The organism is Rhodobacteraceae bacterium LMO-JJ12, from assembly GCA_021555075.1.
Classification (GTDB): domain Bacteria; phylum Pseudomonadota; class Alphaproteobacteria; order Rhodobacterales; family Rhodobacteraceae; genus JAKGBX01.
This window is the reverse complement of the sequence record JAKGBX010000003.1, coordinates 383,881-409,505: the sequence shown is the minus strand read 5'-3', so window position 1 is coordinate 409,505 and position 25,625 is coordinate 383,881. Positions and strand designations below refer to the sequence as shown.

Annotated in this window: 22 protein-coding genes; 8 read left to right on the top strand and 14 right to left on the bottom strand. The window is 58.9% G+C overall.

Annotated elements, in window-relative coordinates:
- Positions 1-130: 130 nt before the first annotated feature.
- The 3 genes from LZG00_18210 to LZG00_18200 all read left to right on the top strand — a co-directional run bounded on the left by LZG00_18210 (position 131) and on the right by LZG00_18200 (position 3,150).
- On the top strand, positions 131-1,555 hold the full coding sequence (locus LZG00_18210) for a HAMP domain-containing histidine kinase (protein ID MCF3595923.1): 1,425 nt from the start codon (positions 131-133) through the stop codon (positions 1,553-1,555).
- A 246-nt stretch (positions 1,556-1,801) separates the two neighbouring features.
- Positions 1,802-2,788 (top strand): response regulator, encoded by a 987-nt coding sequence (locus tag LZG00_18205; protein MCF3595922.1) that lies wholly within the window; start codon positions 1,802-1,804, stop codon positions 2,786-2,788.
- Positions 2,789-2,808: 20 nt separating this feature from the next.
- Complete coding sequence (locus LZG00_18200) at positions 2,809-3,150, top strand: Hpt domain-containing protein (protein ID MCF3595921.1); 342 nt, start codon at positions 2,809-2,811, stop codon at positions 3,148-3,150.
- A gap of 25 nt (positions 3,151-3,175) precedes the next feature.
- Here the strand turns inward: LZG00_18200 and LZG00_18195 are convergent, their stop codons facing one another.
- The 12 genes from LZG00_18195 to LZG00_18140 form a co-directional block, all read right to left on the bottom strand.
- Entirely contained in the window at positions 3,176-4,501 is a 1,326-nt protein-coding gene (locus LZG00_18195) for an aspartate aminotransferase family protein (protein MCF3595920.1), read from the bottom strand.
- A gap of 1 nt (position 4,502) precedes the next feature.
- Positions 4,503-5,378, bottom strand: a complete 876-nt coding sequence (locus LZG00_18190; GenBank protein MCF3595919.1) for a MurR/RpiR family transcriptional regulator — start codon at positions 5,376-5,378, stop codon at positions 4,503-4,505.
- Between the two features lie 30 nt (positions 5,379-5,408).
- Complete coding sequence (locus LZG00_18185) at positions 5,409-6,899, bottom strand: M81 family metallopeptidase (protein MCF3595918.1); 1,491 nt, start codon at positions 6,897-6,899, stop codon at positions 5,409-5,411.
- Positions 6,900-6,927: 28 nt separating this feature from the next.
- Complete coding sequence (locus tag LZG00_18180; GenBank protein ID MCF3595917.1) at positions 6,928-8,361, bottom strand: aspartate aminotransferase family protein; 1,434 nt, start codon at positions 8,359-8,361, stop codon at positions 6,928-6,930.
- On the bottom strand, positions 8,339-9,025 hold the full coding sequence (locus tag LZG00_18175) for an ABC transporter permease subunit (protein MCF3595916.1): 687 nt from the start codon (positions 9,023-9,025) through the stop codon (positions 8,339-8,341). Before LZG00_18175 ends, LZG00_18180 begins: the two co-directional genes overlap by 23 nt.
- On the bottom strand, positions 9,022-9,720 hold the full coding sequence (locus tag LZG00_18170; GenBank protein MCF3595915.1) for an ABC transporter permease: 699 nt from the start codon (positions 9,718-9,720) through the stop codon (positions 9,022-9,024). The genes LZG00_18175 and LZG00_18170 overlap by 4 nt, the downstream gene beginning before the upstream one ends.
- Before the next feature lie 62 nt (positions 9,721-9,782).
- A complete protein-coding gene (locus LZG00_18165) occupies positions 9,783-10,544 on the bottom strand; it encodes an ABC transporter substrate-binding protein (GenBank protein ID MCF3595914.1) in 762 nt (253 codons plus the stop codon).
- A gap of 59 nt (positions 10,545-10,603) precedes the next feature.
- Positions 10,604-11,377: an ATP-binding cassette domain-containing protein gene (locus LZG00_18160; protein MCF3595913.1), complete on the bottom strand. Its 774-nt coding sequence runs from the start codon at positions 11,375-11,377 to the stop codon at positions 10,604-10,606.
- A gap of 255 nt (positions 11,378-11,632) precedes the next feature.
- A complete protein-coding gene (locus LZG00_18155; GenBank protein ID MCF3595912.1) occupies positions 11,633-13,183 on the bottom strand; it encodes a TRAP transporter large permease subunit in 1,551 nt (516 codons plus the stop codon).
- Positions 13,180-13,677, bottom strand: a complete 498-nt coding sequence (locus LZG00_18150) for a TRAP transporter small permease subunit (protein ID MCF3595911.1) — start codon at positions 13,675-13,677, stop codon at positions 13,180-13,182. Before LZG00_18150 ends, LZG00_18155 begins: the two co-directional genes overlap by 4 nt.
- 60 nt (positions 13,678-13,737) lie before the next feature.
- Positions 13,738-14,823 carry a TRAP transporter substrate-binding protein gene (locus LZG00_18145; protein MCF3595910.1) on the bottom strand — a complete coding sequence of 362 codons (1,086 nt, stop codon included), beginning with the start codon at positions 14,821-14,823 and terminating at the stop codon, positions 13,738-13,740.
- 25 nt (positions 14,824-14,848) lie between these two features.
- The gene (locus LZG00_18140) at positions 14,849-16,519 is read right to left on the bottom strand and encodes a urocanate hydratase (GenBank protein MCF3595909.1); all 1,671 of its coding nucleotides are present in this window, start codon (positions 16,517-16,519) and stop codon (positions 14,849-14,851) included.
- Positions 16,520-16,730: 211 nt separating this feature from the next.
- On the opposite strand from LZG00_18140, the gene LZG00_18135 reads away from it, so the two are divergent.
- Positions 16,731-18,098 (top strand): formimidoylglutamate deiminase, encoded by a 1,368-nt coding sequence (locus LZG00_18135; protein MCF3595908.1) that lies wholly within the window; start codon positions 16,731-16,733, stop codon positions 18,096-18,098.
- Complete coding sequence (locus tag LZG00_18130; protein ID MCF3595907.1) at positions 18,095-18,799, top strand: GntR family transcriptional regulator; 705 nt, start codon at positions 18,095-18,097, stop codon at positions 18,797-18,799. Before LZG00_18135 ends, LZG00_18130 begins: the two co-directional genes overlap by 4 nt.
- A gap of 42 nt (positions 18,800-18,841) precedes the next feature.
- Here the strand turns inward: LZG00_18130 and LZG00_18125 are convergent, their stop codons facing one another.
- Both LZG00_18125 and LZG00_18120 read right to left on the bottom strand, forming a co-directional pair.
- Complete coding sequence (locus LZG00_18125) at positions 18,842-19,978, bottom strand: acyl-CoA dehydrogenase family protein (GenBank protein MCF3595906.1); 1,137 nt, start codon at positions 19,976-19,978, stop codon at positions 18,842-18,844.
- Positions 19,975-21,150, bottom strand: a complete 1,176-nt coding sequence (locus LZG00_18120; protein ID MCF3595905.1) for a CoA transferase — start codon at positions 21,148-21,150, stop codon at positions 19,975-19,977. The genes LZG00_18125 and LZG00_18120 overlap by 4 nt, the downstream gene beginning before the upstream one ends.
- Before the next feature lie 79 nt (positions 21,151-21,229).
- Between LZG00_18120 and LZG00_18115 the strand changes: the two genes are divergently transcribed.
- The 3 genes from LZG00_18115 (at position 21,230) to LZG00_18105 (ending at position 25,551) form a co-directional block, all read left to right on the top strand.
- A complete protein-coding gene (locus tag LZG00_18115) occupies positions 21,230-22,123 on the top strand; it encodes a LysR family transcriptional regulator (GenBank protein ID MCF3595904.1) in 894 nt (297 codons plus the stop codon).
- Between the two features lie 162 nt (positions 22,124-22,285).
- Entirely contained in the window at positions 22,286-23,950 is a 1,665-nt protein-coding gene (locus tag LZG00_18110) for an ATP-binding cassette domain-containing protein (protein MCF3595903.1), read from the top strand.
- Positions 23,947-25,551: an ATP-binding cassette domain-containing protein gene (locus LZG00_18105; GenBank protein ID MCF3595902.1), complete on the top strand. Its 1,605-nt coding sequence runs from the start codon at positions 23,947-23,949 to the stop codon at positions 25,549-25,551. The genes LZG00_18110 and LZG00_18105 overlap by 4 nt, the downstream gene beginning before the upstream one ends.
- Positions 25,552-25,625: the final 74 nt, after the last annotated feature.

The window sequence follows — 25,625 nt, the reverse complement described above, 5'->3', positions numbered from 1 at the left end:
TGCAATAGCGAAGAATATCCAGTGGTTTCAGGACACCTCAATATGTTGCCAAATTGGCTCAAGCCTCATCGCATTCCCGATATGCGCCAGAGGAAAAACAATCTAGGGTGATGCAAATGACAGGTGGGCTATGAAAAACAGACCTTTCTACCGCATCGACTTCCGCAATCCGCGCAACATCTTTCTTCTGAACGCCCAGATGAAGGATTACGCACGTGTTGGGGTCGAGCTTTTCGCCCAAAGAGTGGTGATCTATGCGGCTGCATTCGTTCTGGCAGCGGTCTATTACAGCTGGCAGCTCGCAGCAATCTCCCTATCCGTACTGATTATCTCCGAAACATTCGATTTCATGACGTTTCGCAGAACGCTCAAACTGGGCAATCGCAGCGTCGCCGAAACACGCACCTGTTTGCGGATGTTGCAGTTCGGCACGCTTCTGAGTGCTGGCAACATCAGCGGCTTTGCTCTTTCGATTGCCTTGTTGCAAGGGCATACAACACATTTCATGCCGCTATTTTTCCTCTTCGCAGCAGCATTATTTGCCGCGATGAACAACCATCAGATCACCTCAATTCTTCAACTGCGGCTGGCGATCTATTTCGCAACGTTTCTCTTTATCCCGCTTTATGACATCGTCGTTACCGGCGCGCCGCTTACGTCCGAGCTCTGGGCGCAGTTCTTTACCAGCCTCTTTGTGCTATTTTTCATTGCCGACTCCTCACGGGTTTCGACCCTGCTCTATCGAAAGACTCTCGAGCAGATGGAGAGCATCAGACAAGAGCATGAAAAGACCAAAGCTGCGCTGACTGCTAAATCGGAATTTCTGGCGACTGTAAGCCACGAATTGCGCACACCTTTGACCTCTATCAAGGGCTCACTTGATCTGGTCGGGCACGGCGCACTTGGCGAGATGCCCGAGAGAATGGAAAAGGTTCTTTCGATTGCGCAACGAAATGTCACGCGATTGAATGCCTTGATTAACGACCTTCTGGATCTTCAGAAGATGGAGGCCGGTCGTATGAGCTTCCAGTTTGATACCATTAATCTTGCATCATTGCTGGCACAGTCCGTTGCTTCCAACCAACCATTCGCGCGCAACCTGGACACCAATATCGTGCTCGAAAATATCGAGACTGATCTCTATGTCAGCGCCGATTCCACACGGCTCGAACAGGTTATGTCGAATATGCTGTCCAACGCCGCGAAATTTTCGGACCCCGGTGAAACAGTCACAGTTCGCGCAATACCCAAGGGCGACAAGGTCCGGATCGAGGTCATTGATCGCGGAATCGGTTTGGCCGAAAAACATCGCAGTAAGGTGTTCGAAGAGTTCAGCCAGTTGGACTCCTCTGACCGTAGAAAGGTCGGCGGAACCGGGCTGGGCCTGAATATTTCCAAGCGTATCATGGACGCCCATGCCGGTGTGCTGGACTACGCCAAGAATGAAGGCGCCGGCACGACGTTCTATATTGATCTCTCGTTGGTCAGCAACGTCAGCGACGACACCAAGGCGGACACTCTGACCGAGAATGAGGCGATAGCGCTCAGCGCCTGACGCAAAATCGTGGAAGGTGTCAGGAACTTGACATCAGTCTTCAGAAAAAATGAACACGCTCGCCAAGTACGATGCATAAACCCCTGTTTTTTAAGCGCTTAACACATCAGTAACCTTTGTTAGAGTTTTGTTAGTTTTTGTGGATATGTCATAGTTTCGCCTAGTTTTTTGGCGAAACTGAATACACGCATTACGAGAAAACTCACCTCGTATGCGTCTGGCGCGAACACAAAGGAGAAACGTAACATGAAGATCCTTGCAGTCGATGATGATCCGATCATCCTCGAGCTTCTTTCAGAGGTGTTGCGTGTAGTAGGTTTCACTAATTTAACTCTTTGCGAATCGGCGTATGAGGCACTCGAGTTGATCGAGGATGCCGCCGTACCGTTCGACTGCTTTCTGCTCGATATCCAAATGCCCAAAATGGATGGTATCGAGCTGACATCGGCCATTCGCAAGCTGCCGCAGCACGCCAAGACTCCGATCTTGATGATCACTGCGATGTCCGACCGCAGCTATATTGACGGCGCTTTTGCCGCAGGGGCCAGCGACTATATCACCAAACCATTCGAAGTTGGCGAGGTGCACGCACGGCTGCGTCTGATCGAATCCCTGGTTCTGGAGCGCAAGCAAAAGGACGATCGCAATCCCGTCGACACACCGAGCAACCCGTCATCGACTGTAACGCCCAGCGACCTGGAAAGACGCCTGTCGCTTCCGGGTATTGATGGCTTCATCGAATATCTCGCACTGGAAAACTATCTGATGCAGGTTTCGCGGGTTTCGCTTATCGGCATGTCGGCCTTCGGTGTCGTGGTGCCAAATCTCGAGCGCGTCTTCCAGTCAAGCAGCCTCTATGAATTCGAGGCAGTGGTTACCGATTTTGCCGAAGCGATTTCGGACACCCTGAAACCCGAGCAGTTCTTCGCCGCCCATGCCGGCGGGGGTGAGTTCATCTGCGTTCTGACGGGCGGCCCCCATTTTGACGCCAGCGCCTTTGAAGACCTGTTGAACGACAAGATTGCGGAAATGGATCTGCACTTCTGTGACGGGCGCCCAATGACCCTCAAGCCGGTAGTCGGAGACGCGTTTCCCTTACAGATGAAATCATCGCGCGGCATAGCCAGCACGCTCGTGCGCGCGCTTTCCGAGGCGGAAGTAGCATCAAGAACACCGCGCTCCAAGGCCCCCGAAACCTCCTCAAGCCCGCTTAAGGCTCTGTTCGGTTTTTGATCCTGTTGGAGCAAGTAGATATGCAAGCGACGAATGACATCAACCTGTCAGTTGGCCTTTCGCGAGTACGCGCGCGCTTTGTCGACGAGTTGAAGAACCGCTATTCGCGGTTGCTGCAACTGCGGTCTCAGCTGAGCAATGATGCAACCTCCACGGATGCCCTGATTGAAATTGGCCAGATCAGTCACAAGATCGCGGGCACGGCGGCAACTCTCGGGTTTCCCCAACTCGGAGCGGAAGCGGCCGAGATCGACGATTTCATCACCAGAAATGAAGTTACAGCCGACACCCTGTCGAGCGGCATCGTTCCGCAGATCGATCACATGAATGAGACGATAAACGCCGTCATTCAAGCTGACTGAACAGGGTTTGACATAAGCCTGCGGGTTACCCACCAATGGCCGTGTCTATAGCAGTTCGCAATTCTTCAGCAATAAAAGTGATCTGATCATCCGTCACGTTATAAGGCGGTGCCAACAGCACATGATCGCCCACCTGGCCATCCACCGTTCCAGAGCCGGGATAAACCATAAGACCCCGCGCAGCGGCTTCGGCCCCGATCTGTTGGGCCAGTTTGCGGGCGGACGGAAATGGCGCGCCCGTCTCACGCGACTGCACAAGCTCCACCGCCCAGAGCAGCCCTCGCCCCCGGATATCACCCACATGGGCGTGCTGGCCCAAGCGCTCATGCAATGCTGCCTGCAACACAGCACCCTGTTTCACAACATTCTGCGCCAGCCCGTCCGCCTCGATGATATCCTGCACCGCCAACGCGGCGGCACAGCAAACTGGATGCGCCATATAGGTGTGCCCATGGACAAACCCACCCGAGCCGTTTGCGAAACTATCATGCACCGCCTGCGAACACGCCACCGCACCAATCGGTAAATACCCCCCGCCCAGCCCCTTGGCCAACGTCACGATATCCGGCGCGATTCCCTCATCCTCACAGGCAAGGAACGGGCCGGTGCGATACACACCACACATCACTTCATCCAGGATCAACAGAACGCCGTGGCGGTCGCAAATCTCGCGAATGCGGGCAAAATAACCGGGCGCCGCCGCCACTGCACCGGTGGTGGCCCCCACCACGGTTTCGGCCATAAAGGCAGCCACGTTTTGCGCCCCCAGCCGCTGAATTTCCGCCTCCAGCGTATCTGCGGCGCGGCGGCCATATTCTTGCGGCGTCTCACCGGGCCGCGCATAGCGAAAATGAAAACAGGCATCAATCTGCGTGCGCTCGGGCAGCATCGGCGCATAGAGTGTGCGTCGCCCTTCATTGCCCGAACGCGCCAGCGCCCCAAGCGTGTTGCCGTGATAGCTCTGTCGGCGCGAAATCACGATATGGCGATCCGGCTGGCCGCGCTCCACCTGACACTGCCGGGCCATCTTCACGGCAGTTTCGACCGCTTCCGAGCCGGAACCGACGAAGTAAACCCGCTCCATACCCAGCCCGGCCCTGTCACAGATCCGCGCGGCCAGACGCTCTGCCGGGTCAGAGGTGAAGGCGCCGCTATGGGCATAATCCAGTTTCGCCATCTGATCGGCCACGGCGGCAACAACACGCGGGTCGCCATGGCCGATGCATGACACCGCCGCGCCCCCCGCCGCATCGAGATATCGCCGCCCTTGGGCGTCAAAGAGATATGCCCCCTCTGCCCGCACAGCCATCGGCGGGGTGGAATGGGCGCTGCGGTGGAAAACGTGACTCATTTCATGCATCCCTTTTATTGAGGCTGACATAGGTGCCGCTGTCATAGAGCGCCTGTTCGATTTGACCGATCCGCGCGGTTGCCTCGGGGCCAAGCTCGCTCAGAACCGCGGCAATCAATGCCTCAACCAGCGCCTGCGCCGCAGCGATAGAGGGAAAGAATGACGGCCCATCGACCGGAAAGATCAACGTTTCCGCCGCCAGCCGCGTCAGCGCGGTGGCGCGACTGTCCGACAGGCAGATCAAAGTTGCCCCCGTTGCCTCGATCGCGCGCGCGATCTGTTCAATCTCATGCCCGTAGGGGTCGAAATTGATCGACAGAACGGTATCGCTGCGTCTGAGCAACGCCAGATCAACCCCCAGCGCCGTGGCCTCGGCCCCCAGAAGAGTCACGTTATTGCGCAGCATCCGACACAGATAGGCGAAGGTCATACCCGGCCCCCGACAACTCATGAAAGCCGAGATGAACACGCGCTCGGCCCCGACCAGATGCTTGGCGGCGCGGGCGAACACTTCGGGCGGATTGGCCCATTCCGTATGATCGAGGTTGGCGCGATAGGCCCTGAAACTCTCGGCCACCAGCGCCTCGGCCCCGTTACGCGACAGCGCACGGGTGGCGCGCTCGGTATAAGGCACCGGCGTCTGGCGCAGGTGGCTGACGTGCAATTCGCGCAAATCAGCCCAACTGCTGAATCCCAACATCTGGCTAAAGCGCAAAAGCGTCGCCGGCGACACCCCCGCCCGTGCAGCAAGATCACGCATCGAGATCAGCGGCACGTCATCGGGATGATCCACCACATAGCGCGCCGCAAGCGCCACCTGCTTGGGCAAATCCGGCACGCTGGCCACGATACGGGCATGAAGCTCTGCAAGGGTCATGGGCGCTCTTTCCTGGCCGTCCGCTGCATCTCAACCTACCAGTTTCAGACGTTCTGGCGGAATGCGGCGGAACGGCAGTTGCGTTGTATCGGCCATTGCCGGGCCCGGTGTTTCAACCTGTGCAAAGGCGTCAAAACTGTTCCCGAATGACGCGCGGATATGGTTTTTGGCCTTGGCCAGCAACAGCGGAATCTGCGTCGCTTCGATCCCGTGGACATGAAAATATCCCGGATCATTGGGCGAATAAACACGGCTCGTAACGATGATACGCATGCGTCCCACCCGGATAAGCGCGGTCAGCCCAAGATCGATCGGGATGCCATGTTCCATTGGGCCGGAATTGATGAATTTCCCATCGGTCAGCCTTTCTACCACGCCCTGAACAGTGACCGGGCCGCCAAATCTAACATCGCGCTTGCCGCCAAGCGCCAGCGTCAGGGCCGCACCCTCCCCCGCCTGATGCGCCGCCTTGACCGCCTCTTGATCGGCGATGAAGGCAAAAACCGTGCCCTCGGGCAGATCAGCCTCAAGCGCGGCAGCCAAAAGTCCGGTTGTATCGCCATTACCACCAGACATCGGATTGTCGGACGGCTCAAGGATCGCCCAGCGCCGACCATCACGCCAAGGCACCTCCTTAAGCAGCGTCTCGGCGGCCGCTAACTCAGGCCGAAACCGGGGCGCACGCGCGCGCATCTCTGCCACCATACGATCAGCAGCGCTTTGCGCCGCCTCAACCGCTGCAGAAATCTCGGCGCGGGTAGTGCTGACCATCACGCCGGAATTGGCAGCAGGGACATCGGCATAGGCAAAGCTACCATAAGGATAGATCGCCAGCGGCTGACCTGCGCCAATCTGCTCCGCTTCCATTTGGCACGCCAAATCCTCGATCTCGGTCATCGGCCCGGGTTCGTCAGTACGCATGTTGAAACTGGGCAGGATCAGATCGCAGCACGCCAAAACAACCTTTCCACGCCCCCCTCGCGTGATCAGGTCAGCCAGCAGATCCAACGCGCAAATAGCCGCCTCTGGCATGTCTGTATGCGGATACTTGCGATAAACCGTGGCCCCGTCCAGCGCGGCGCACATCTCTGCCGTGGGGATGCAATGCATGTCAAAAGACGCCGTGATCGGCAGGTCGGGAAAACGCGCCCGCATCCGCTGCACAAGCGTGGTCTCTGGCGAAGCATCCTGCGTTCCAATGCACGAGCCATGCATCGAAAGATAAATCCCGTCGACACCCTCAAAAACCGGATCGTTCACAATTTCATCGGTCAGCCGGTCCAGCAAATCCTGCTCCACCGGCCCACCGGGAGCCGAGGCCGCAAGCCGCGAAAACACCAATTCCGCACCGGTTCTGTCCGCCCACTCAAACGCCCCACCGGTTTCCACCGTGGTGCCGCGAAACTGCTGTGCCGCCTGCGTGCCATACGCATATTCACGGCCCTCAAAATGGTCCAACCCAACTGTAGTGGCGGTAAAGGAATTGGCCTCGTGCCAAAGCCGCGCAACCCCGATCTTCATAATGTTCTCCATACTTATTGCACGCGCCTCAAAGCGCGTCAGCCACGCTATCCAAACAGCCGGTCAGAATCGTGGTTAGCTCGTCAATTTGCGCCTCGGTGATGATCAATGGTGGCGAAAACACCAACCCTTCGCGCACCGCACGGGTGGCAAGCCCGCGCTCAAAACACAGGTTGCGAACGCGCGTAGCTACCGACCCCAGCGGCTCAAACGGCGCACGCGTGGCCTTGTTTGAGGTCAGTTCAAGCGCCCACATGCCACCAACGCCGCGCACCTCGCCCACCAACGGATGCGCCGCCAGCCGACCCAGCCTGTCACCCATGCAAGGACCGACCGTGTCGCGCACATGCGCGACGATCCCCTCACGCTCGATGATGTCGATGTTTTCCAGCGCCACAGCGGCGGCAACGGGATGCCCCGAATAGGTGAACCCATGCGGCAAAACACCCCCCTGCCCACGCAATGCCCCGGCAACACGCGCGCCCACGCCCACTGCCGAAATCGGCTGATACCCACTGCTCAACCCCTTGGCCATGCACATGATATCTGGCGCGATGTCATAGGTTTGCGACCCAAACCAGTTGCCCGTTCGCCCAAACCCACAGATCACCTCATCAACGATCAGCAGGATATCGTATTTGCGACAAATCTCCTGCACGCGCGCCCAATAGCCCGGCGGCGGGGTGATGACACCGCCCGCACCCATCACCGGCTCCCCGATGAAAGCAGCCACATTATCTGCGCCAACCTCAAGTATCTTGGCTTCCACCCTATCGGCGGCCTCAACCCCATAGGCCGCGTCCGTATTGTCGCGCCCCGCCTTCCAGGCATAGGGCGCATCGGCATGCACAATGCCCGGTATCGGCAACCCCGGCAGATCGTGCATAGACGGCAGCCCGCACAGGCTTGCCCCCGCAATGGTCGAGCCATGATAGGCAAATTCTCGACTGATGATAATCTGACGTTCCGGCTTGCCCTGCGCCGCCCAATAGCCCCGCACCAACCGCAGCGCTGTGTCGTTCGCCTCAGACCCGGAATTGGCAAAGAAGAAATCTTCAACGCCCTCGGGCGTTAACCCGGCCAGCCGCTCAGACAGCTCGATCACCGGCTCATGCGAGGTCTTGAAGAAGGTGTTATAAAAGGCAAGTTGATCCATCTGCCGATGCGCCACTTCGCCCAGTTCCTTGCGCCCATACCCGATATTGACGCACCAAAGCCCGCCCATCCCATCCAGCAAACGGCGCCCTTCCGTGTCCCAAAGATACACTCCCTCACCATGGGTCATGACACGCGGCCCGCCCTCTTCGGCAAGCGCACGATGATCGGTGAACGGGTGCAAGTGATGCGCCAGATCAGCAGCCCTGAGCGCCTCTCCAGAGCGGTTGTGCAATACGGTATCGTTCATGAAATCCACTCCGTTGATCGGGATGCGCGCACCGTCATGCGCGTGCCCGTGTAACATCCATTTTCCATTCCAAAAGGTGGATGACCTGGCTCATGGCAAAGGTCAGCACCAGATAAATCACCGCTGCCATCGTATAGATCTCGATTGGCATATAGGTTTCCGCAGCAAGCGTGCGCGCAACCCCGGTGATATCCATCAACGTCACGGTTGACGCCAGCGAACTGGCCTTCACCATCAAAATCATCTCATTGCCATAAGCGGGCAACGCCTGGCGGATCGTCAGCGGCCAGGTGATGCGCCGAAACGCGGTAGCGGGCGACATGCCAACCGCGCGCGCGGCCTCAATCTGGTTGTGGGGCACCGACAGAATGCCACCGCGCAACACCTCGGCCGTATAGGCCCCGGTGTTGAGCGCCAGCGCAATCAGCGTGCACCAGAACGGCTCGCGCAGGACCACCCAGAAGACACTGTCACGAATACCCTCGAACTGCGACAACCCATAATAAATTAGGAATATCTGCACCAGAAGCGGCGTGCCGCGAAAGAAGAACACATAGGCCCCCGCCATCCACCGCAACGCGGCAAACCGGCTCAACCGCGCCAGCGCCGTCGGCAGCGCAATGGCAAATCCCAGAACCAGCGCCAATGCCACAAGTCCCAACGTCAACCAAAGCCCGCCGATCAGGTCAGGAAGCGCCTCTATCATTACATTGAAATTCATGACGCAGCCCGCCCGGCCACGCCGCGATTGGCCCGTTTCTCAAGCCCCTGCTGCACCAACATGACCACCGCAGTCATCGCCAGATAGATCAACGCCGCAAACAGAAAGAAGGTAAACGGCTCCTTGGTATAGCCGACCGCCATATCGGTCTTGCGCATCAACTCTTCCAAACCGATCACCGACACCAGCGCGGTTTCCTTCAGAATGATCAGGAACGTATTTCCCAACCCCGGCAGCGCAAAGCGCCATATCTGCGGCAGCAAAATCCGCCTGAAGGTGGTGGCGGGCGACATGCCAATCGCGCGCGCCGCCTCAAGCTGATTGTTTGGCACCGCCCGAATAGCGGCGCGAAATATCTCGGTCGCATAGGCCCCAAAGGTTAGCGACAACGCCGCCACCCCGGCACCAAAGGCCGATATGTCGATATAACCCTCATGTCCCAGTTGACGCGCGAACTGGTTGAGCAAGATCACTCCGCCGTAATAGATGAACAAGATCACCATCAGCTCCGGGATGCCCCGGATCAGCGCGGTATAAATACCGGCAAGCACCCGCAGCAGCCAATACCGCGACAGCTTCATCGTCGCCCCGATCAGCCCAAAGACCAGACCAAAAAGCAGCGACACAAGCGCAAGCTGAATAGTCATCAGCGTGCCCTGAAACAAAAGATGACCAAAGCCTTCAAGATCGAACACGAGGGGCGCTTCCTGTCAGTCAGAAGCGCCGCACCCCACAAAGGAGCGCGGCGCAATGGGCATTATTCAGCGCTGATCGAGAACGGGAAGTATTTCGCGTTGATCTCGGCGTAAGTGCCATTCTGCTGGATCGTGTCGAGCGCACCGTTCAAGCGGCCAAGCAGTTCGGAATTGCCTTTGTCCACCGCAATCCCGGCACCCGATCCGATGTATTCCACGTCCTTCACAGGATCACCCTTGAATTCAAACGCGTCGCCGCCTTCCTTTTCAAGCCAGTTAAACATCAACACCTGCTGCGCCACGACGCCATCCAGACGGCCCGCTTGCAAATCAAGGTTGTGGTTTTCCACCGTGTCATAAGTTTTCAGCGTCGCACCGGGAAACTTCTTTTCCATCAGAGTGGCATAGGTGGTTGCGCGCTGTACACCGATGGTTTTCCCGTTCAGCCCCTCGGGCGTATAGGTAATGTCACTGCCCTTGGGCGCAATCAACGCGGCGCCGGCGGCATAATAGGGGTCGGTGAAATCCACCGCCTTCTTGCGCTTCTCGGTGATCGACATAGAGGCAACGATGGCGTCATATTTGCCCGCCTTCAGCCCCGGAATAATGCCGTCCCAGGCCTGCGTGACGATCTCGCAATCGGCCTTCATCTCAGCACAAAGTGCCTTGGCGATCTCCACGTCAAAGCCCTGAACCACGCCGCTTTCGTCAACAAAGTTGAACGGCGGGTAAGCGCCTTCTGTCGCAATACGGATTGAATCAGCTGCAGCCCCTTGAGCAAGAAATGCAGCAAGCGCGGCGGCAAGAATATGTTTGGGTGTCATGAAATAGTCCTCCAGTCGGTTGAGTTGTTTTCAATTGTTATGGTTGGTTTTGGCCGCCGTCAGATCCCCGAAAGAAACTGTCGGCAGCGGTCGGATTTTGTGTGTTCAAAGACCTCCTCGGGCGTGCCTTCCTCCTCCACCAGACCCTGATGGAAATACATCACCTTCGAGGACACATTGCGCGCGAACTGCATTTCATGCGTCACCACAATCATCGTGCGTCCTTCATCGGCCAAAAGCTGCATGACGCGCAGCACCTCGCCCACCAGTTCGGGGTCGAGTGCCGATGTCGGCTCATCAAACAAAAGCGCCTGTGGCTCCATCGCCAACGCGCGCGCAATCGCTGCGCGCTGTTGTTGCCCGCCCGACATATGCGCCGGATAGGCATCGCGTTTTTCCGATAGCCCCACCTTTTCAAGCAAAGCTTCGCCCCGATCACGCGCCTCACTGCGGCCAAGGCCCAGAACACGCAGCGGCCCTTCGGTGATGTTTTCCAAAACCGTCAAATGGCTCCAGAGCGCAAAATCCTGAAACACCATCCCCAGTTCCGAGCGGATACGCTGCAATTGGCGCCGGTCGGTCGGTTCAAGCCCATCCTTGCCCTGGCGGGTCTTGATTTCCTCACCCGCCACGCGGATCGTTCCGGCCGAGGGCATTTCCAGCATGTTGATGCAGCGCAGAAAGGTCGATTTACCTGACCCCGACGCGCCGATGATCGACACCACGTCGCCCCGTTCAGCGGTCAGATCAATCCCGCGCAAGACCTTGACCTTGCCAAAGCTTTTTTCAAGCCCTTCGATTTTCAGTGCCGGTGCGGACGGGGTGACAGACATAAGTGTTCAGAGTCTTTCAATGTTGCAAATCGCACCATGAAACAAATGTGCGCTTTATAGATTTTATAAAACACTCATTTCATCACCGCTTGTCAAGACTCTCATGCGCATCAGAAATTCATGCGCGAAAACCGCTCATTTTGTGCGCTTTTCGCGCTCTGATACGAAGGATATAGCGCGCCCGTCAGGGCACACTTGCAGTCAAGAATGGTCATCAGCGAGAACAGGTCACGCCTCCAACCTAATCTTACCCTCTTAGAAAATGGCCGCCGGCAACCACGTCGCAAGCACCGGGAAAACCCAGATCAACAACACCCCGATCGCCTGCAAACCAATGAACGGAACCACGCCTGCATAGATGTGACCAGTGGTCACTTCCTTGGGCGCCGCCCCGCGCAGATAGAAAAGCGAGAAGCCGAACGGCGGCGTCAGGAAACTGGTTTGCAGGTTGATCGCGATAAGAATGCCAAGCCAGATCGGATCATGCCCCATCAAGATCAACGTCGGCGTGACCAAAGGCAAGACGATCACCGAGATTTCCACAAAATCGAGAAAGAACCCGAGAAAGAAGATGAAAATCATGCAAAACAGCAGCGCGCCATTGGCCCCGCCCGGCATGTTTGACAGCAACGTCGCCACCCGCTCTTCGCCCCCCAAGCCGATGAAAACCAGCGAGAATATACCCGCCGCCAGGATCGTGGCAAAGATCATCGAGGTCATGGTCAGCGTCGAACTCACCGCTTCATGTACGACCTTCTCGCGAAACGCCGCACGCAGGGCCAGCATAATGGCAATCGCCCCCACCAGAACCATGATGGCGTAAGCGGCCCCGCCCAGATACGAGGCAAGCCCCAGATCATCACGTTGCAAACGAACCGGAAAAAGACCCGCCAGAATGCCAACTGACACCAGCGCCCCCGTCCCGATCAGGATCAGCTTGGGGTTTATGCCAAGGCGCACGCCCGTCATCAAAAGCGCGCCCACGGCACCAACAGACGCAGCCTCGGTCGGGGTGGCAATACCACCCAGAATAGCGCCCAGAACCGCAAAGATGAGCAGAACCGGCGGCACAATCGCCCGGATCACCTCGCCGCGATCCGGCTTGGCCATATCCGCAGGGGCCGGTGGCATATCGTCGGGGCGCAAGACCCCGCGAAGCAAAACATAAATCAGATAAAGCGCAACCAGAAGCAATCCCGGCACCAACGCAGCAGCAAAGAACTGCCCTACCGACAGCGCCTCAACCGAAAACTTGCCCTGTTCGTATTGCGCCTGTTGATAAGCATTCGACATCACATCGGCCAGGATAATCAAAAGCGTCGAAGGCGGTATGATCTGCCCCAGCGTCCCGGCCGTGCAAACGATGCCCGACGCTACACGCGGGTTATACCCGGCGCGCAACATGGTCGGCAGCGCGATCATGCCCATCGCAACCACCGTTGCCCCGACAATCCCGGTCGAAGCCGCCAAAAGCGCGCCCACCAGAATAACCGATATTCCCAGCCCGCCACGCAATTGGCCAAACAAGCGCCCCATCGTGTCGAGCAATTCTTCCGCGATGCGGCTTTTCTCCAGAACCGCCCCCATCAGCACAAAGAGCGGAATAGCGATCAGCACCTGATTGCTGATCAACCCAAACACCCGCTGACTCATGGCGCCCAAAAGCGTGATATCCATCACGCCCAGCATCCACCCCAGATAGGCAAAGAAAATGCCGATCCCGGCGATGCTGAACGACACGGGAAACCCTAGCAGGATTGCCGCCATCAACGCGCCAAACATGATCAGATCAAGATATTCGCTCATTGCGCGGCCCTCCGGGACAAAAGCCCGATCAACTGAGAGAGCGATTGCAGAATGACAAGAATGCAGAAGGCCGGAATAAGCGTTTTCAGCAAGAATACCGCCTCAATCCCGCCAACTGACAACGGCCCTTCAAGAATTTTCCACGAGTTTCGAACCGACGGCCATGACCAGTAGAGCAGCGCCGCCATCGACGGCAGCAGAAAGAAAACATGCCCGAAAATGTCGATGCGCCGCTGTGCTGCGGCGCTGACCTTGGCGTAAAACACATCCACCCGGACGTGCTTATCCACCAACAGCGTATAGCCCGCCCCAAGCATGAAAAGTGTGGCGTGCAGATAAAGAACACTTTCCTGCGCCGCGATAGAATTGACCCCGAAAACATAGCGACCGACCACGATGAAGAACTGGATCAGAACCATCAGCAACGCCAGCCAGCGCACCAGATTCGCCGTGGTTGTGTTGACCCCGTCGATCACTCTCGCAATTCGGTCCATCTATCTCTCCCCGATTGATCAGTAACAGACGCGCGAGGTCCCCCGCGCGTCTGATTGTCTTTAGTACCCCATAACGCTCGCGCGGGCATTCATCTGCCCGTTGTCGGCATAGGTCATGTAACCGCCAACGCTATCGCGGTACGCGATAAAGCTCTCGGTGATTTGCTTCACCAATGGGTCGTCGTTCTGGCGCAACTCGTCAATCACTTCGCCAGCGGCCTTGCCCATTGCGGTGATGACATCCTCGGGGAACATCTTGACCATAACGCCATGCTCTTCGACCATCGTCTTGAGCGAAAGCGCATGTTTGGTCGTGTATTCCGTCCAAACCGGGTTGTAGAGACTTTCGCAGGCATAGCTGACCGCTTGCTTGAGATCATCCGGCAACTCGTTATAGACATCACCGTTGACGCCGCATTCTTCTGCCGACGACGGCTCGCCCACGCCGGGCCAATAGTAGTTCTTGGCAACCTGATAATAACCAAGCGCGCTATCCGTCCACGGGCCAATAAATTCACCCGCATCCAGCGCCCCGGTCTGCAATGCCTGGAACATCGCCGGGCCACTCATGGCTTCCGCCGCCATGCCCAGCTTGCTGGCCATTTCCGAGGCAAGCCCGGTGGTGCGGAACTTCATACCCTTCAGGTCTTCTGCCGAGTTGATCTCGTTGCGGAACCACCCACCCCACTGCGGGCCAGAGTTGCCACACAGGAACGGCTTGATACCAAACCGGCCATACATCTCGTCATAAAGCGCCTGACCACCACCGTGATAAAGCCAGCCAAACTGCTCGTCCGCGCGCAGACCAAAAGGCTGCGACCCAAAGAGCAGGATACCCTTGGATTTGCTGCCCCAATAGGCCGGAACCGCATGATAAAGCTCGGCAGTGCCTTCGCTCACGGCATCAAACGCGCCCGGTCCGGGAACCAACTCGCCCGAAGCATAGAGTTTGACCTCGATACGCCCGCCCGAAAGCGTGGTGATCCGGTCTGCAAGGTTCTGCGCCGCAACACCCGGCCCAGGCAAGTTCTTGGGCCATGCAGTAACCATTTTCCACTGGCGCTTGTCTTGCGCAATAGCCGGGCTGGCCAGAGCTGTCGCCGCCGCGCCCAGCGCGCCCGCCTTCAAAAATTTACGTCTCTCCATTGGTCTCTCCTTTTTATGAACCTTGTTATCCAAGTATTGCGGGCAGGTTCAGCCCGTTCTCTCGCGCACAATCGCGCGCAATTTCATAACCAGCATCGGCATGACGCCAGACACCGGACGCAGGGTCGTTCCACAACACCCGCTCAAGCCGCTTGGCCGCCTCGGGCGTGCCGTCAGCACAGATCACGACACCGGCATGCTGGCTGAATCCCATGCCAACGCCGCCCCCATGGTGGATACTGACCCAAGTGGCCCCCGACGCGGTATTGACCAGCGCATTCAGCAACGGCCAATCCGACACGGCGTCCGAACCATCGCGCATCGATTCCGTTTCACGGTTTGGCGACGCAACCGAGCCGCTATCAAGATGATCGCGTCCAATCACGATCGGCGCTTTCAATTCACCACTGGCAACCATCTCGTTAAACGCCAACCCCGCGCGATGGCGATCCCCAAGCCCGATCCACGCAATACGTGCAGGCAGACCCTGAAACGCGATGCGATCACGCGCCATATCAAGCCAGTTGTGCAGATGCGTGTTCTCGGGGAACAATTCTTTCATCTTCTGGTCGGTCTTGTAGATATCTTCCGGGTCACCGCTCAGCGCGACCCAGCGAAACGGCCCAATCCCACGACAAAACAGCGGCCGAATATAAGCCGGCACAAAGCCGGGGAAGGCAAACGCATCCTCCAACCCTTCTTCAAGCGCCATCTGACGGATATTGTTGCCATAATCGACCGTCGGCACACCGGCATTATGGAAATCGACCATCGCGGCCACTTGTACTTTCATGCTGGCGCGGGCCGCCTTTTCAACCGCTTTCGGGTCGCTCTCGCGTTTGGCTTTCCACTCGGCCATGGTCCAACCCTGCGGCAGATAGCCATTGATCGGGTCATGCGCGCTGGTCTGATCGGTCACGATATCGGGGCGCACACCGCGCTTGTAGAGTTCGGGAAACACATCCGCGGCATTGCCCAGTAGCGCGACAGATTTCGCCTCACCCGCCGCCGTCCAGCGCTCGATCATCTCCAGCGCTTCATCAAGGCTGTCGGTCTTCTCATCGACATAACGCGTGCGCAGCCGGAAATCGATGCTGTCGGGGTTACACTCCACCGCCAAACAGCAGGCCCCGGCCATCACCGCCGCCAAAGGCTGCGCGCCGCCCATGCCACCAAGCCCACCGGTCAAGATCCACTTGCCCTTAAGGTCGCCATCGTAATGCTGACGCCCGGCCTCGGCAAAGGTTTCATAAGTACCCTGCACGATCCCTTGCGAGCCGATATAAATCCACGATCCGGCGGTCATCTGGCCATACATCGCCAGACCTTTCTTATCGAGCTCGTTGAAGTGATCCCAATTGGCCCAATGCGGCACCAGGTTCGAGTTGGCAATCAACACGCGCGGCGCATCCGTGTGGGTTTTGACCACGGCAACCGGCTTGCCCGATTGCACGACCAGCGTCTCATCCGCCTCCAGCCGTTTGAGCGTATCAACAATCAGATCGAAATCTTTCCACGTCCGCGCGGCGCGGCCAATGCCACCATAAACCACCAATTCATGCGGGTTCTCGGCCACATCCGGATGCAGGTTGTTCATCAACATCCTAAGCGGCGCTTCGGTCATCCAGCTTTTCGCGTTCAATTCGGGGCCGGTGGGGGGATAAATATCTCGGGTGTTCTTGCGCGGATCGCTCATTGGGGCCTCCAGTGTGTAATAATTGCGGGGGATGACAGCACAATCAGGCATCGCACTGCGCGGCGAACCCGCACAAACCAATCCGATGCATCTGCCATCGGGGCAACCTTAGCGTCGTGAAATGTATAGGTATCTGACATGGGTTGCCCTACGTAAAGATCGTGCTTATCATTAATATGTAGCTACTTAAAAAGTCAATGGAATCGTCCCCATGAAAATTATCAATGCCAGACAGACGCTTACCGCCAACGGATGGCAAGAAGATTTGCAGATTTGCATCGATAAAAACGGCCGAATCGTAAAAATTGGGCAACCCACGTCTACCCCGACAGCATCCGTCGACATGCTTTTGCCCGCACCCACCAACCTGCACAGTCATGCGTTCCAACGCGCCATGTCTGGCCTGACCGAAGCGCGCGGCCCCGATCCAAGCGACAGTTTCTGGACTTGGCGGCAGTTGATGTATCGCTATCTTGACCGGCTCACACCCGACCATGTTCAGGCCATTGCCGAGATGGTCTTCATGGAAATGCTCGAAGCGGGCTATGCCAGCGTCGCCGAATTCCACTACCTGCATCACGATATCGCGGGCGCGCAATACGCCAACCCTGCCGAGATGTCCGCGCGCATCATGGCCGCCGCGCAAAACACCGGCATCGGCCTCACTCTGCTTCCCGTGCTTTACCAATTTGGCGGCTGCGATCAACGCCCACTGGTGGGTGGCCAACAACGCTTTGGCTGCACCCCGGATCAGTTTCTGCGCCTTCACAGCGACGCCGCCGCAATCGTCGCCCAAGGCCCGTCTGACTATCGCACCGGCGTTGCCCCCCATTCCCTTCGCGCCGTCGACAAAGTTGGGCTCGACGCGGCCCTGACACTCGCCAACGGCAACCCGATCCATATGCATCTGGCCGAACAGGTTGCCGAAGTGGAAGAACTCATCGCTCACACTGGCGCACGCCCCACCGAATGGCTGCTCGACAACTATAAGGTCGATGAAAACTGGTGCCTGATCCACTGCACCCAGATGACCGAGGACGAAACCACCCGCCTCGCCCGCTCCGGCGCTGTGGCGGGCCTTTGCCCGATAACCGAATCCAGCCTTGGGGATGGCATATTCAACGGCACGCAATATCTGACGGAAGGCGGCGCAATCGGCATGGGCTCTGATTCAAACGTCCACATCGCCTTGTTCGAAGAACTGCGCACTCTGGAATATTCTCAACGTCTGCGTGACCGCTCGCGCGCGGCCTTGGCGACGGCGCAAAAATCCACTGGCCGGGTGCTATTCGAAGAAGCCACCAAAGGCAGCGCGCAGGCCGCTGGGCGCGACGCAGGTCAGATTGCCCAAGGTGCTTGGGGCGATCTCATCGGCATAAACACCGACAACCCATGGATTTGCAACCGTCACGGCGACGTCGCATTGGATAGCCTGATCTTTGGCGGCCACGGCCACGCCTGCGTCACAGATGTTTGGAGCGCAGGCCGCCACGTGATAACCGACGGTCGCCATTCCGCTCGTGAAGGTATAATGGAGGCCTTCCAATCCACTGTTCAACAATTGGGGCAAGACATTTGACGCAAGAGCTGCGCCATTCCTGGACCGACATCCGAGACCGCATTCATGCGCGTATTCTCGACCGCACCTATCGCCCCGGCGACAAGCTGCCACGCGACGAAGACATCGCACAAGAACTCGGCTGCGCGCGCAGCACGGTGCAACGCGCCATGCGCGATCTCTCAGACGCCGGAATTGTCGAACGCAAACGCAAGGGCGGAACCCAGGTTCGCGCCGACCCGGTCACCCGCGCGACGCTCGACATTCCCATAACCCGCAAGGAAGTCGAAAACCGCGGCGGCGTCTATGGCTATCAACTCTTACACGTGGCAACCGAAGAAACCCCGCCATCGGTCGTCGCAACATTCACGCTCCGTCAGCCACGCAAAATGCTGCACGTCGAGGCGCTACACCTCGCCGATCAACGCCCCTACATTCTCGAAGATCGCTGGATCTGCCTCGAAACATCGCCGGAAATCCTCAACGTGGATCTCGGCGTGCAAAGCGCAAACGAATGGCTGGTGCGCAACAAACCCTACAACCGCTGTGACATGCGTTTTTATGCGATCGAAGCAGACAGCAAAGTTGCCCGCCAAATTGACGCGCCAAAGGGTGCTGCCCTGTTTGTGGTCGAACGAACAACCTGGATCGAAAATGCCCCAATCACCACGGTGCGCTCGGTAACCCGCCCCGGCTATCAACTTCTGGCACGATCCGAATAAACTACCGGAACCGACCTGCCAAACGGCATCACCAAACTACTCTCAGGCAAGCAACCCGCGCGCAATGATTGTGCGTTGAATTTCCGATGACCCCTCGTAAATTCGAAATATCCGCAAATCGCGCAGATAGCGTTCCAACGGGAAATCGCGGGTGTATCCATAGCCCCCGTGAATCTGCAATGCCCTGTCCGCAATCCGCCAGGCCGCCTCGGTGGCATAGAGTTTGGCAAAGGCGGATTCGCTTGAATACCGCTCACCTGTGCCGCGTTTGACCGCCGCCTGCATCGACAATGCCCGCGCCGCCGCCAGTTCGGTGGCGCAATCAGCCAGCATGAATTGCAGCCCCTGAAATTCGGCAATCGGATGCCCGCCAACCTTGCGCTCCTTGGCGTAGGAAATTGCCGCTTTCAATGCCGCATCCGCAATGCCCGTGGCCTGCGCCGCAACCTCGATCCGTCCGTTATCGAGCACCTTCATCGCCGTGCGAAAGCCGCTGCCCTCTGCGCCAAGCCGGTTTGCCTCCGGCACCCAGCAATCAAAGCTGACGCCAAACACATGCCCGCCCTTCAGACCCATGGTGCGCTCATTCGGCGCAATATCAACGCCTTCGGTGGTTTTGGGTTCAACCACAAAGGCACTAACGCCGCGTGCCCCGCCCTCGCGATCGGTCTTGGCGTAAACCACAATGAAATCCGCCGCCCCGGCATTCGAGATAAAGCACTTCGCGCCCCTAATGCGATAGCCATCGCCTTCGCGCACAGCATAGCTCGCCATATCCGCCGGGTTCGAACCCGCCTGTGGCTCGGTCAACGCAAACGCGCCCAGCGTTTTGCCCGCCGCCGCATCCGGCAAAAACCGCGCTTTCAACTGATCATCTGCGCCCAGCAAGATCGAATCCGTCGCCAAAAAATGCGCCGTCAACATCGACGCAGTTGATCCGCACGCCCCGGCAATCGCCTCAACCGCCGCGTAAAGCGCAGGACCGGACAAGCCGACACCCCCCATATCCTCGGGCAGGTTCATGCCCAGCAATCCCATCTCGGCCATCGCGGGCAAGTGCAGGGTGGCAAATATCGCCTCCTCATCAAGCCGTGCCGCCTCAGGCGCCAACACCTCGGCAGAAAACCGTTCGATCTGGTCAGTTACCGCGCGTTCGTCTTCACCTATGGGATAGCTCATCGGGTCTCTCCTTTGGCCAATCCGGCCAGAATTACTTCCGCATCTGCATTCAATCCCGGCGCGGCCTTGCGACCACCGCGCCGCGCGCCGCTGAAATGCACCGGCTGTTCCGGCACGTTCAAACGCCCCAAATCAGGATGCACCACCTCTGACGACAAGCCGCGCTCAACCGCTTGCGCTGACCCCCAGGCCTGCGCCACCGATTGAATCTCCGACGCCGGAATTCCGGCCTCCGACAGCCGCGCAACAACCTCCGCCACACACCGCTCGCCCGCCCAAACCTCAATCCGTTCGGCAAGTGCGGGTTCATTTTCACGCCGCAACGGGTCTGTGGCAAACCTCGGATCACCCACCAAGTCGGGCTGTCCAATCACCTCGCAGAACGTAGCAAACAACCGGTCATTTAAAACCGCCACCGCGAAATGCCCATCCATCGCCGGATAAGTGCCAAACGGTGCCGAAAGCGAATGGCGGTTGCCAGTGCGCGTCGGGGTATCACCGCCCATCAACGTGCGACACGCCAACACCGGCATCATTGAGGTCAACGCATCAAACAGCGCCACATCCACATGCCGCCCCTTGCCGGTCCGCTCTCGATCAAACAACGCCACCATCGTGCCCCAGGCCGCAAATAATCCACCCGCTACATCGCCCAGCGCTTCACCGATCATGGTCGGCGATCCGCCGGGCTCTCCGGTCGCATCCATCAGACCACTCATTGCCTGAATGATAATGTCATACGCGGGTTTGGCCGCGTTGCTCCCGGTCTGCCCGAAACCCGAAACCGACACATAGACCAGACCCGGAAACTCGTCGCACAGCGCATTGACCCCGAGGCCCAGCTTGTCCATCACTCCGGGCCGAAAATTCTCAACCAACACATCTGTATCGCGCAGCAACGCCTTGATGGTGGCAATATCGCGCTCAGACTTCAGGTTCAAAACGATTGAGCGCTTGCCCCGGTTCATCGCCTGAAACAATAGGCTCTCGCCCTGCTCGAAAGGGCCAATATGGCGATAATCATCGCCATGGGCGGCTTCCACCTTGATCACATCCGCCCCAAGATCAGCCATCAATGCGGTGCAATAGGGCCCAGCCAGAACCCGCGTGAAATCCAGAACGCGCACGCCTTCAAGCGGTTTGGCTGTCGTGGCCGTTGACGAATGTTGCATTGAACCTCCAGTTTGATTGGCTGGAGTTTAACGGGATCTATGCTATAATCCGAAACATCGATTTATCATATAGCCATAAATGAAACCTATACCCATAACCCTTCGCCAGATTGACTACGTCATTGCCACCGCCGATGGTGGCAGCACAGCCGCCGCCGCGCGGGCCTTGAACGTCTCGCAACCATCGGTGTCGCTGGCGATTGCAAAGGTCGAGGATCATCTCGGCCAACCTCTGTTTGCCCGCACCGTCGGCCAAGGCTTGATTCCAACCGCCTTCGGGCGCCAGAAGCTGGGTGAGTTCCGCGCCCTTCGCACCCAGGCCCGGCAGGTTCTCAATACCACGACCGACGAACCGACAATCCTGAATCTCGGTGTCTTTTCAACGCTTGGCCCGCTCTACGCGCCCTCTCTGGTGCGCCGGTTTCAAGACGACCATCCAAACACCGGCATTCACCTCTTCGAAGCAAATCTTGAAACCTTGTCGGACTGGCTCGAAACCGGGCAAATTGATGTGGCACTAACCTATGAGTTTGGCTTGCCATCAAATCTCGACATCACACCGCTCGCCGATGTGCGCCCCTATGGCCTTCTTCCCGGCGGCCATCCTCTGGCCGGTCGCAAAGCCGTCAGCATGGCAGAATTGCTGCGTGACCCGCTGATCCTGATGAACCTGCCGCACAGTCGCGCGTATTTCCTGACACTGGCACAAATGCACGGGATCAACCCAAAGATCGCCTATGAAACAGGCTCGGTCGAAATGCTCCGCTCGATGGTCGCCAACGGCTTGGGCGTCGGACTCTTGGCGACCGACATTCCTCACGACACCGCCTATGATGGCCAACCCGTCATCCGCATGCCGCTCGAGGGGAATCTTGCACCGCACCGCATCGCCCTGGTCAGATCAGGACGATTGCGAACAACCGCCCTGCAAGAGTTGTTCTGCCACTATGCCGTTCAGTTCTTTGCGTCCTGACCCGCCCTGAAATCCATCCTCCCGTTCTTGTCCAAACCGACCCGGTGAACAAAACAATACCCCGCCAAGTCTAAATACTTCGTAAATTTCGCCCACCCGGCTTGAAAGACCACGCCTCAGATGATCCCCTGCGCTCACGGAGGTCTCGCGAAAGGCAAAATGATGACCGGGCCGCACCAACCAACAGACCCTTCTCCCCGCCAACGCACAAATGCGCGCATCATCGCGCCGGTGGCCACCCAATTGCGCATCGCGGGCGCGCTGTCGGTCCTCTCCGGGCTGATCTGGCCGTTGCAGGCGGCGGCATTGGCCTGGGCCGTTTCGGGCTGGGTTTCGGGGGACATGGGGCGCACCGCCCCCGCCGCACTCCTCTTCGTCCTGGGCGGGCTCTTGCGCGCGCTTCTCATCCACCGCTCCGGGCGCTATCTTTTTGATGCCGCAGACCTGACAATCGCGCGCGAACGCAGCGTATTGATCGCCCGCGAAGCCCGCGCACGCACCAGCCTCGGCTCAGCGGAAATCGCGGCACTTCTGGTTCAAAAACTGCCGCTGCTTCAGCCATGGATCACCCGCTACCATGTGGCGATGCTCCGGGTCGCAATCCTGCCACTTGTCCTGCTCGCCCTAACGTTCTGGTTTTCTTGGGCCGCTGGGCTGGTTTTGCTGGTTGCCGGGCCGCTGATCCCGGTTTTCATGGCCCTGGTCGGCATGGCAGCAGAGGAAGCCTCGCGCCGTCAGATGGTCGAAATCGGGGCGATGAATGCCATGCTGATGGACCGCTTGTCAGCCATGCTCGACATCCGGCTTCTCGGCGCCTCCGACCGTGCAACAGCCGATTTTGACGCCCGCGCCGAGGGGTTGCGCCTGCGAACTATGGCCGTGCTGCGCGTGGCCTTTCTATCTTCGACCGTGCTGGAACTCTTTAGCGCCATCGGCGTGGCGATGGTCGCGGTATTTGTCGGCTTCACGCTTCTGGGGGAAATTCAGTTTGGAAGCTGGGGCACCCCCCTCGGCCTTGGCCAGGGGCTTTTCTTGTTGCTGATCGCGCCGGACTATTTCCAACCCTTCCGCGATTTGGCCGCCGCATGGCACGATCGCGCGGCCGGTTTATCGGTCGTCGAAGAACTCGACGCGCTCGACGCCGCCGACCGCCTGCCCTTCCTCGGACTGGCCGCTTCGAGTCCCCCCTTGCAAGGCCCCCTGACGCTTGTACTGGCAAGTGCCACAGTCAAGCTTTCCACCCAGAACCTGCCGCTCCCGGATCTGCAATTTCACGCTGGTCAATCCCTCGCCCTGACCGGTCCAAGCGGCGTGGGCAAAAGCACCGCCCTTGCCGCCATTGCCGGTCTGCTCCCGCTCGCTCAGGGGCGCATTTCGGTCTGTGGCATCACGCTTAACGACGCTACCGCCGATGCCTGGCGCGCCCGCGTCACCCTGATCCCGCAGGCCCCGCATTTCCCCGATCAGACCCTGCGCCATTGGCTCGATCCCCAAAACACCGGCACCGATCCCTTGCCCGCCCTGAAACTGGCCGAGGCCGAGCAGATCGTGAAACGCTTGCCCGACGGGCTTGATGCCCGCCTTGGCGAGACCGGTGGCGGCGTATCCGGGGGCGAGGCCCGCCGCCTTCTTATCGCACGCGCAATTCTCAGCGGGCGCGAGCTGATCCTTGCCGATGAGCCAACGGCAGACCTCGACCCCGACACCGCCGCTCTCGTCATCCGCTCGCTGACCCGGCTGAAACAACAGGGCCACAGCCTCATCGTTGCAACCCATGATCCCGCGCTTGCCGCCGCGATGGAACGAACCGTCGAGATGCAGCCATGAAGGTGCTTTTGCCTATCCTCCGCCTGCTCATAACAGCAGCCCCCTGGGCAATGGCACGCGGCGCCGCGCTTTCCGTCATCGTTTTGCTGATGGGCGCGGCACTGCTTGGGCTGTCGGGTTGGTTCATCACCGCAACGGGCATGGCGGGCCTCGCCGGTATCGGCATCGCATTTGATGTCTTTCGCCCTTCCGCTGGGGTGCGGTTTCTGGCACTCGGGCGCACCGCCGCGCGGTATGGCGAACGCTTGTTGACCCATGATGCGACGCTGCGCGCCCTCGCGGCGCTCCGCGTCACCCTGCTATCCCGTCAGGTCAAACTGGGCGCGCGCGACCTTGCACGCCTGCGCAGCGAGGCCACCCTGACGCGGATCGTTTCGGATGTGGATGCGCTTGACGGGGTGGTTCTGCGCCTCCTGCTGCCCGGCCTTGCGGCGCTCCTCACCCATGCAATCGTATTCCTGTCGCTTGGCTGGCTCACGGATTGGCCTATCGCATGGGCTGTGCTGGCCGGATATGTGCCGCTGGCGGCGCTTGTTCTCTGGCGCTTGGCGCGCCGCACCGTCCTGCCCTCCGACAAGGCCGAGACCCAGGCCCAGAGCTTGCGGCGCGGCATGATCGACATGATCCGCAACCGACAGGCGCTGATCCTGCAAGCGGGCCTCGGTTCGCGCGAGGCGGATCTTTCCGACATCGACACAGCCGCACGCCAATCGGCGCGCACCCTCGATCAAGCCGAGCGTACCGCCACCGCCGCGCTCTCGATTCTGGTCGCGCTGACGACCGGGCTTGCGCTCTTCATCGGCGGGGCGCTGGTCGCACACGGCGCGCTCTCCCCGGCGCTTGGCGCGATCGGCATCTTCGTCGCGCTGGCGCTTGCCGAAACCCTGCCACCGCTTGCCCGTGGACTGGCCGAATACGGCAAGATGACCGGCGCGGCCCGCCGAATTGGCGCCGATTCAGAACCCCAGTCAGGCACAAATCCCAGACATGACACCGGCCTGCCCGGCGCACCGGTGCTCACCATCCGCCAACCCGGCCTCACCCTCGATCTTTCACCCGGCAAAGCCGTTGCCCTGACCGGCCCAAGCGGCAGCGGCAAGACCAGCCTTTTGATGCAGATCGCCGGATTGGCCGCAAGCGATGGCATAGCGATCTTCGGGCGCCCTCCCGGCGACTGGACAGAAGCTGCGCTGCGCGAAATCGTCACCATGGTTCCGCAACGCAGCGCCTTGATTACAGGCACAATTCGCGAAAACCTCGCACTGGCCAGCGATGCCAGCGATGCCGCGATGTGGCACGCGCTCGATGCCATCTCCCTCAGCGACGAAATCCGCGAACGCGGCGGTCTCGATGCTCAACTGGGCGAAGCGGGCGCAGGTCTTTCGGGCGGACAGGCCCGCCGCCTGACACTGGCGCGCGCCATCCTGAAACAACCGCGCCTTTTGCTGCTGGACGAACCGACCGAGGGGTTGGATGCGCCCACCGCAGACCGCGTTCTGACGGGCCTTCGCGACGCCTTGCCAAATGCGGCGCTACTTGCGACTCTCCACCGCAGTGCGGATCACGCCATATTTGATGTATCTCAAAGTCAGAATATATAATCGCTCTAAAGTATCAGGCAGGCGTCTGAAAAAACCACGACACACCGCCTACCCGCAATAAGGAGACACCAGAA

What these genes read in the sequence shown, in the direction of transcription:
- LZG00_18210 (MCF3595923.1), top strand. Translation starts at nt 131, where the DNA reads ATGAAAAACAGACCTTTCTACCGCATCGACTTCCGCAATCCGCGCAAC.
- LZG00_18205 (MCF3595922.1), top strand. Translation starts at nt 1,802, where the DNA reads ATGAAGATCCTTGCAGTCGATGATGATCCGATCATCCTCGAGCTTCTT.
- LZG00_18200 (MCF3595921.1), top strand. Translation starts at nt 2,809, where the DNA reads ATGCAAGCGACGAATGACATCAACCTGTCAGTTGGCCTTTCGCGAGTA.
- LZG00_18195 (MCF3595920.1), bottom strand. Translation starts at nt 4,501, where the DNA reads ATGAGTCACGTTTTCCACCGCAGCGCCCATTCCACCCCGCCGATGGCT.
- LZG00_18190 (MCF3595919.1), bottom strand. Translation starts at nt 5,378, where the DNA reads ATGACCCTTGCAGAGCTTCATGCCCGTATCGTGGCCAGCGTGCCGGAT.
- LZG00_18185 (MCF3595918.1), bottom strand. Translation starts at nt 6,899, where the DNA reads ATGAAGATCGGGGTTGCGCGGCTTTGGCACGAGGCCAATTCCTTTACC.
- LZG00_18180 (MCF3595917.1), bottom strand. Translation starts at nt 8,361, where the DNA reads ATGTTACACGGGCACGCGCATGACGGTGCGCGCATCCCGATCAACGGA.
- LZG00_18175 (MCF3595916.1), bottom strand. Translation starts at nt 9,025, where the DNA reads ATGAATTTCAATGTAATGATAGAGGCGCTTCCTGACCTGATCGGCGGG.
- LZG00_18165 (MCF3595914.1), bottom strand. Translation starts at nt 10,544, where the DNA reads ATGACACCCAAACATATTCTTGCCGCCGCGCTTGCTGCATTTCTTGCT.
- LZG00_18160 (MCF3595913.1), bottom strand. Translation starts at nt 11,377, where the DNA reads ATGTCTGTCACCCCGTCCGCACCGGCACTGAAAATCGAAGGGCTTGAA.
- LZG00_18155 (MCF3595912.1), bottom strand. Translation starts at nt 13,183, where the DNA reads ATGAGCGAATATCTTGATCTGATCATGTTTGGCGCGTTGATGGCGGCA.
- LZG00_18150 (MCF3595911.1), bottom strand. Translation starts at nt 13,677, where the DNA reads ATGGACCGAATTGCGAGAGTGATCGACGGGGTCAACACAACCACGGCG.
- LZG00_18145 (MCF3595910.1), bottom strand. Translation starts at nt 14,823, where the DNA reads ATGGAGAGACGTAAATTTTTGAAGGCGGGCGCGCTGGGCGCGGCGGCG.
- LZG00_18140 (MCF3595909.1), bottom strand. Translation starts at nt 16,519, where the DNA reads ATGAGCGATCCGCGCAAGAACACCCGAGATATTTATCCCCCCACCGGC.
- LZG00_18135 (MCF3595908.1), top strand. Translation starts at nt 16,731, where the DNA reads ATGAAAATTATCAATGCCAGACAGACGCTTACCGCCAACGGATGGCAA.
- LZG00_18125 (MCF3595906.1), bottom strand. Translation starts at nt 19,978, where the DNA reads ATGAGCTATCCCATAGGTGAAGACGAACGCGCGGTAACTGACCAGATC.
- LZG00_18120 (MCF3595905.1), bottom strand. Translation starts at nt 21,150, where the DNA reads ATGCAACATTCGTCAACGGCCACGACAGCCAAACCGCTTGAAGGCGTG.
- LZG00_18115 (MCF3595904.1), top strand. Translation starts at nt 21,230, where the DNA reads ATGAAACCTATACCCATAACCCTTCGCCAGATTGACTACGTCATTGCC.
- LZG00_18110 (MCF3595903.1), top strand. Translation starts at nt 22,286, where the DNA reads ATGACCGGGCCGCACCAACCAACAGACCCTTCTCCCCGCCAACGCACA.
- LZG00_18105 (MCF3595902.1), top strand. Translation starts at nt 23,947, where the DNA reads ATGAAGGTGCTTTTGCCTATCCTCCGCCTGCTCATAACAGCAGCCCCC.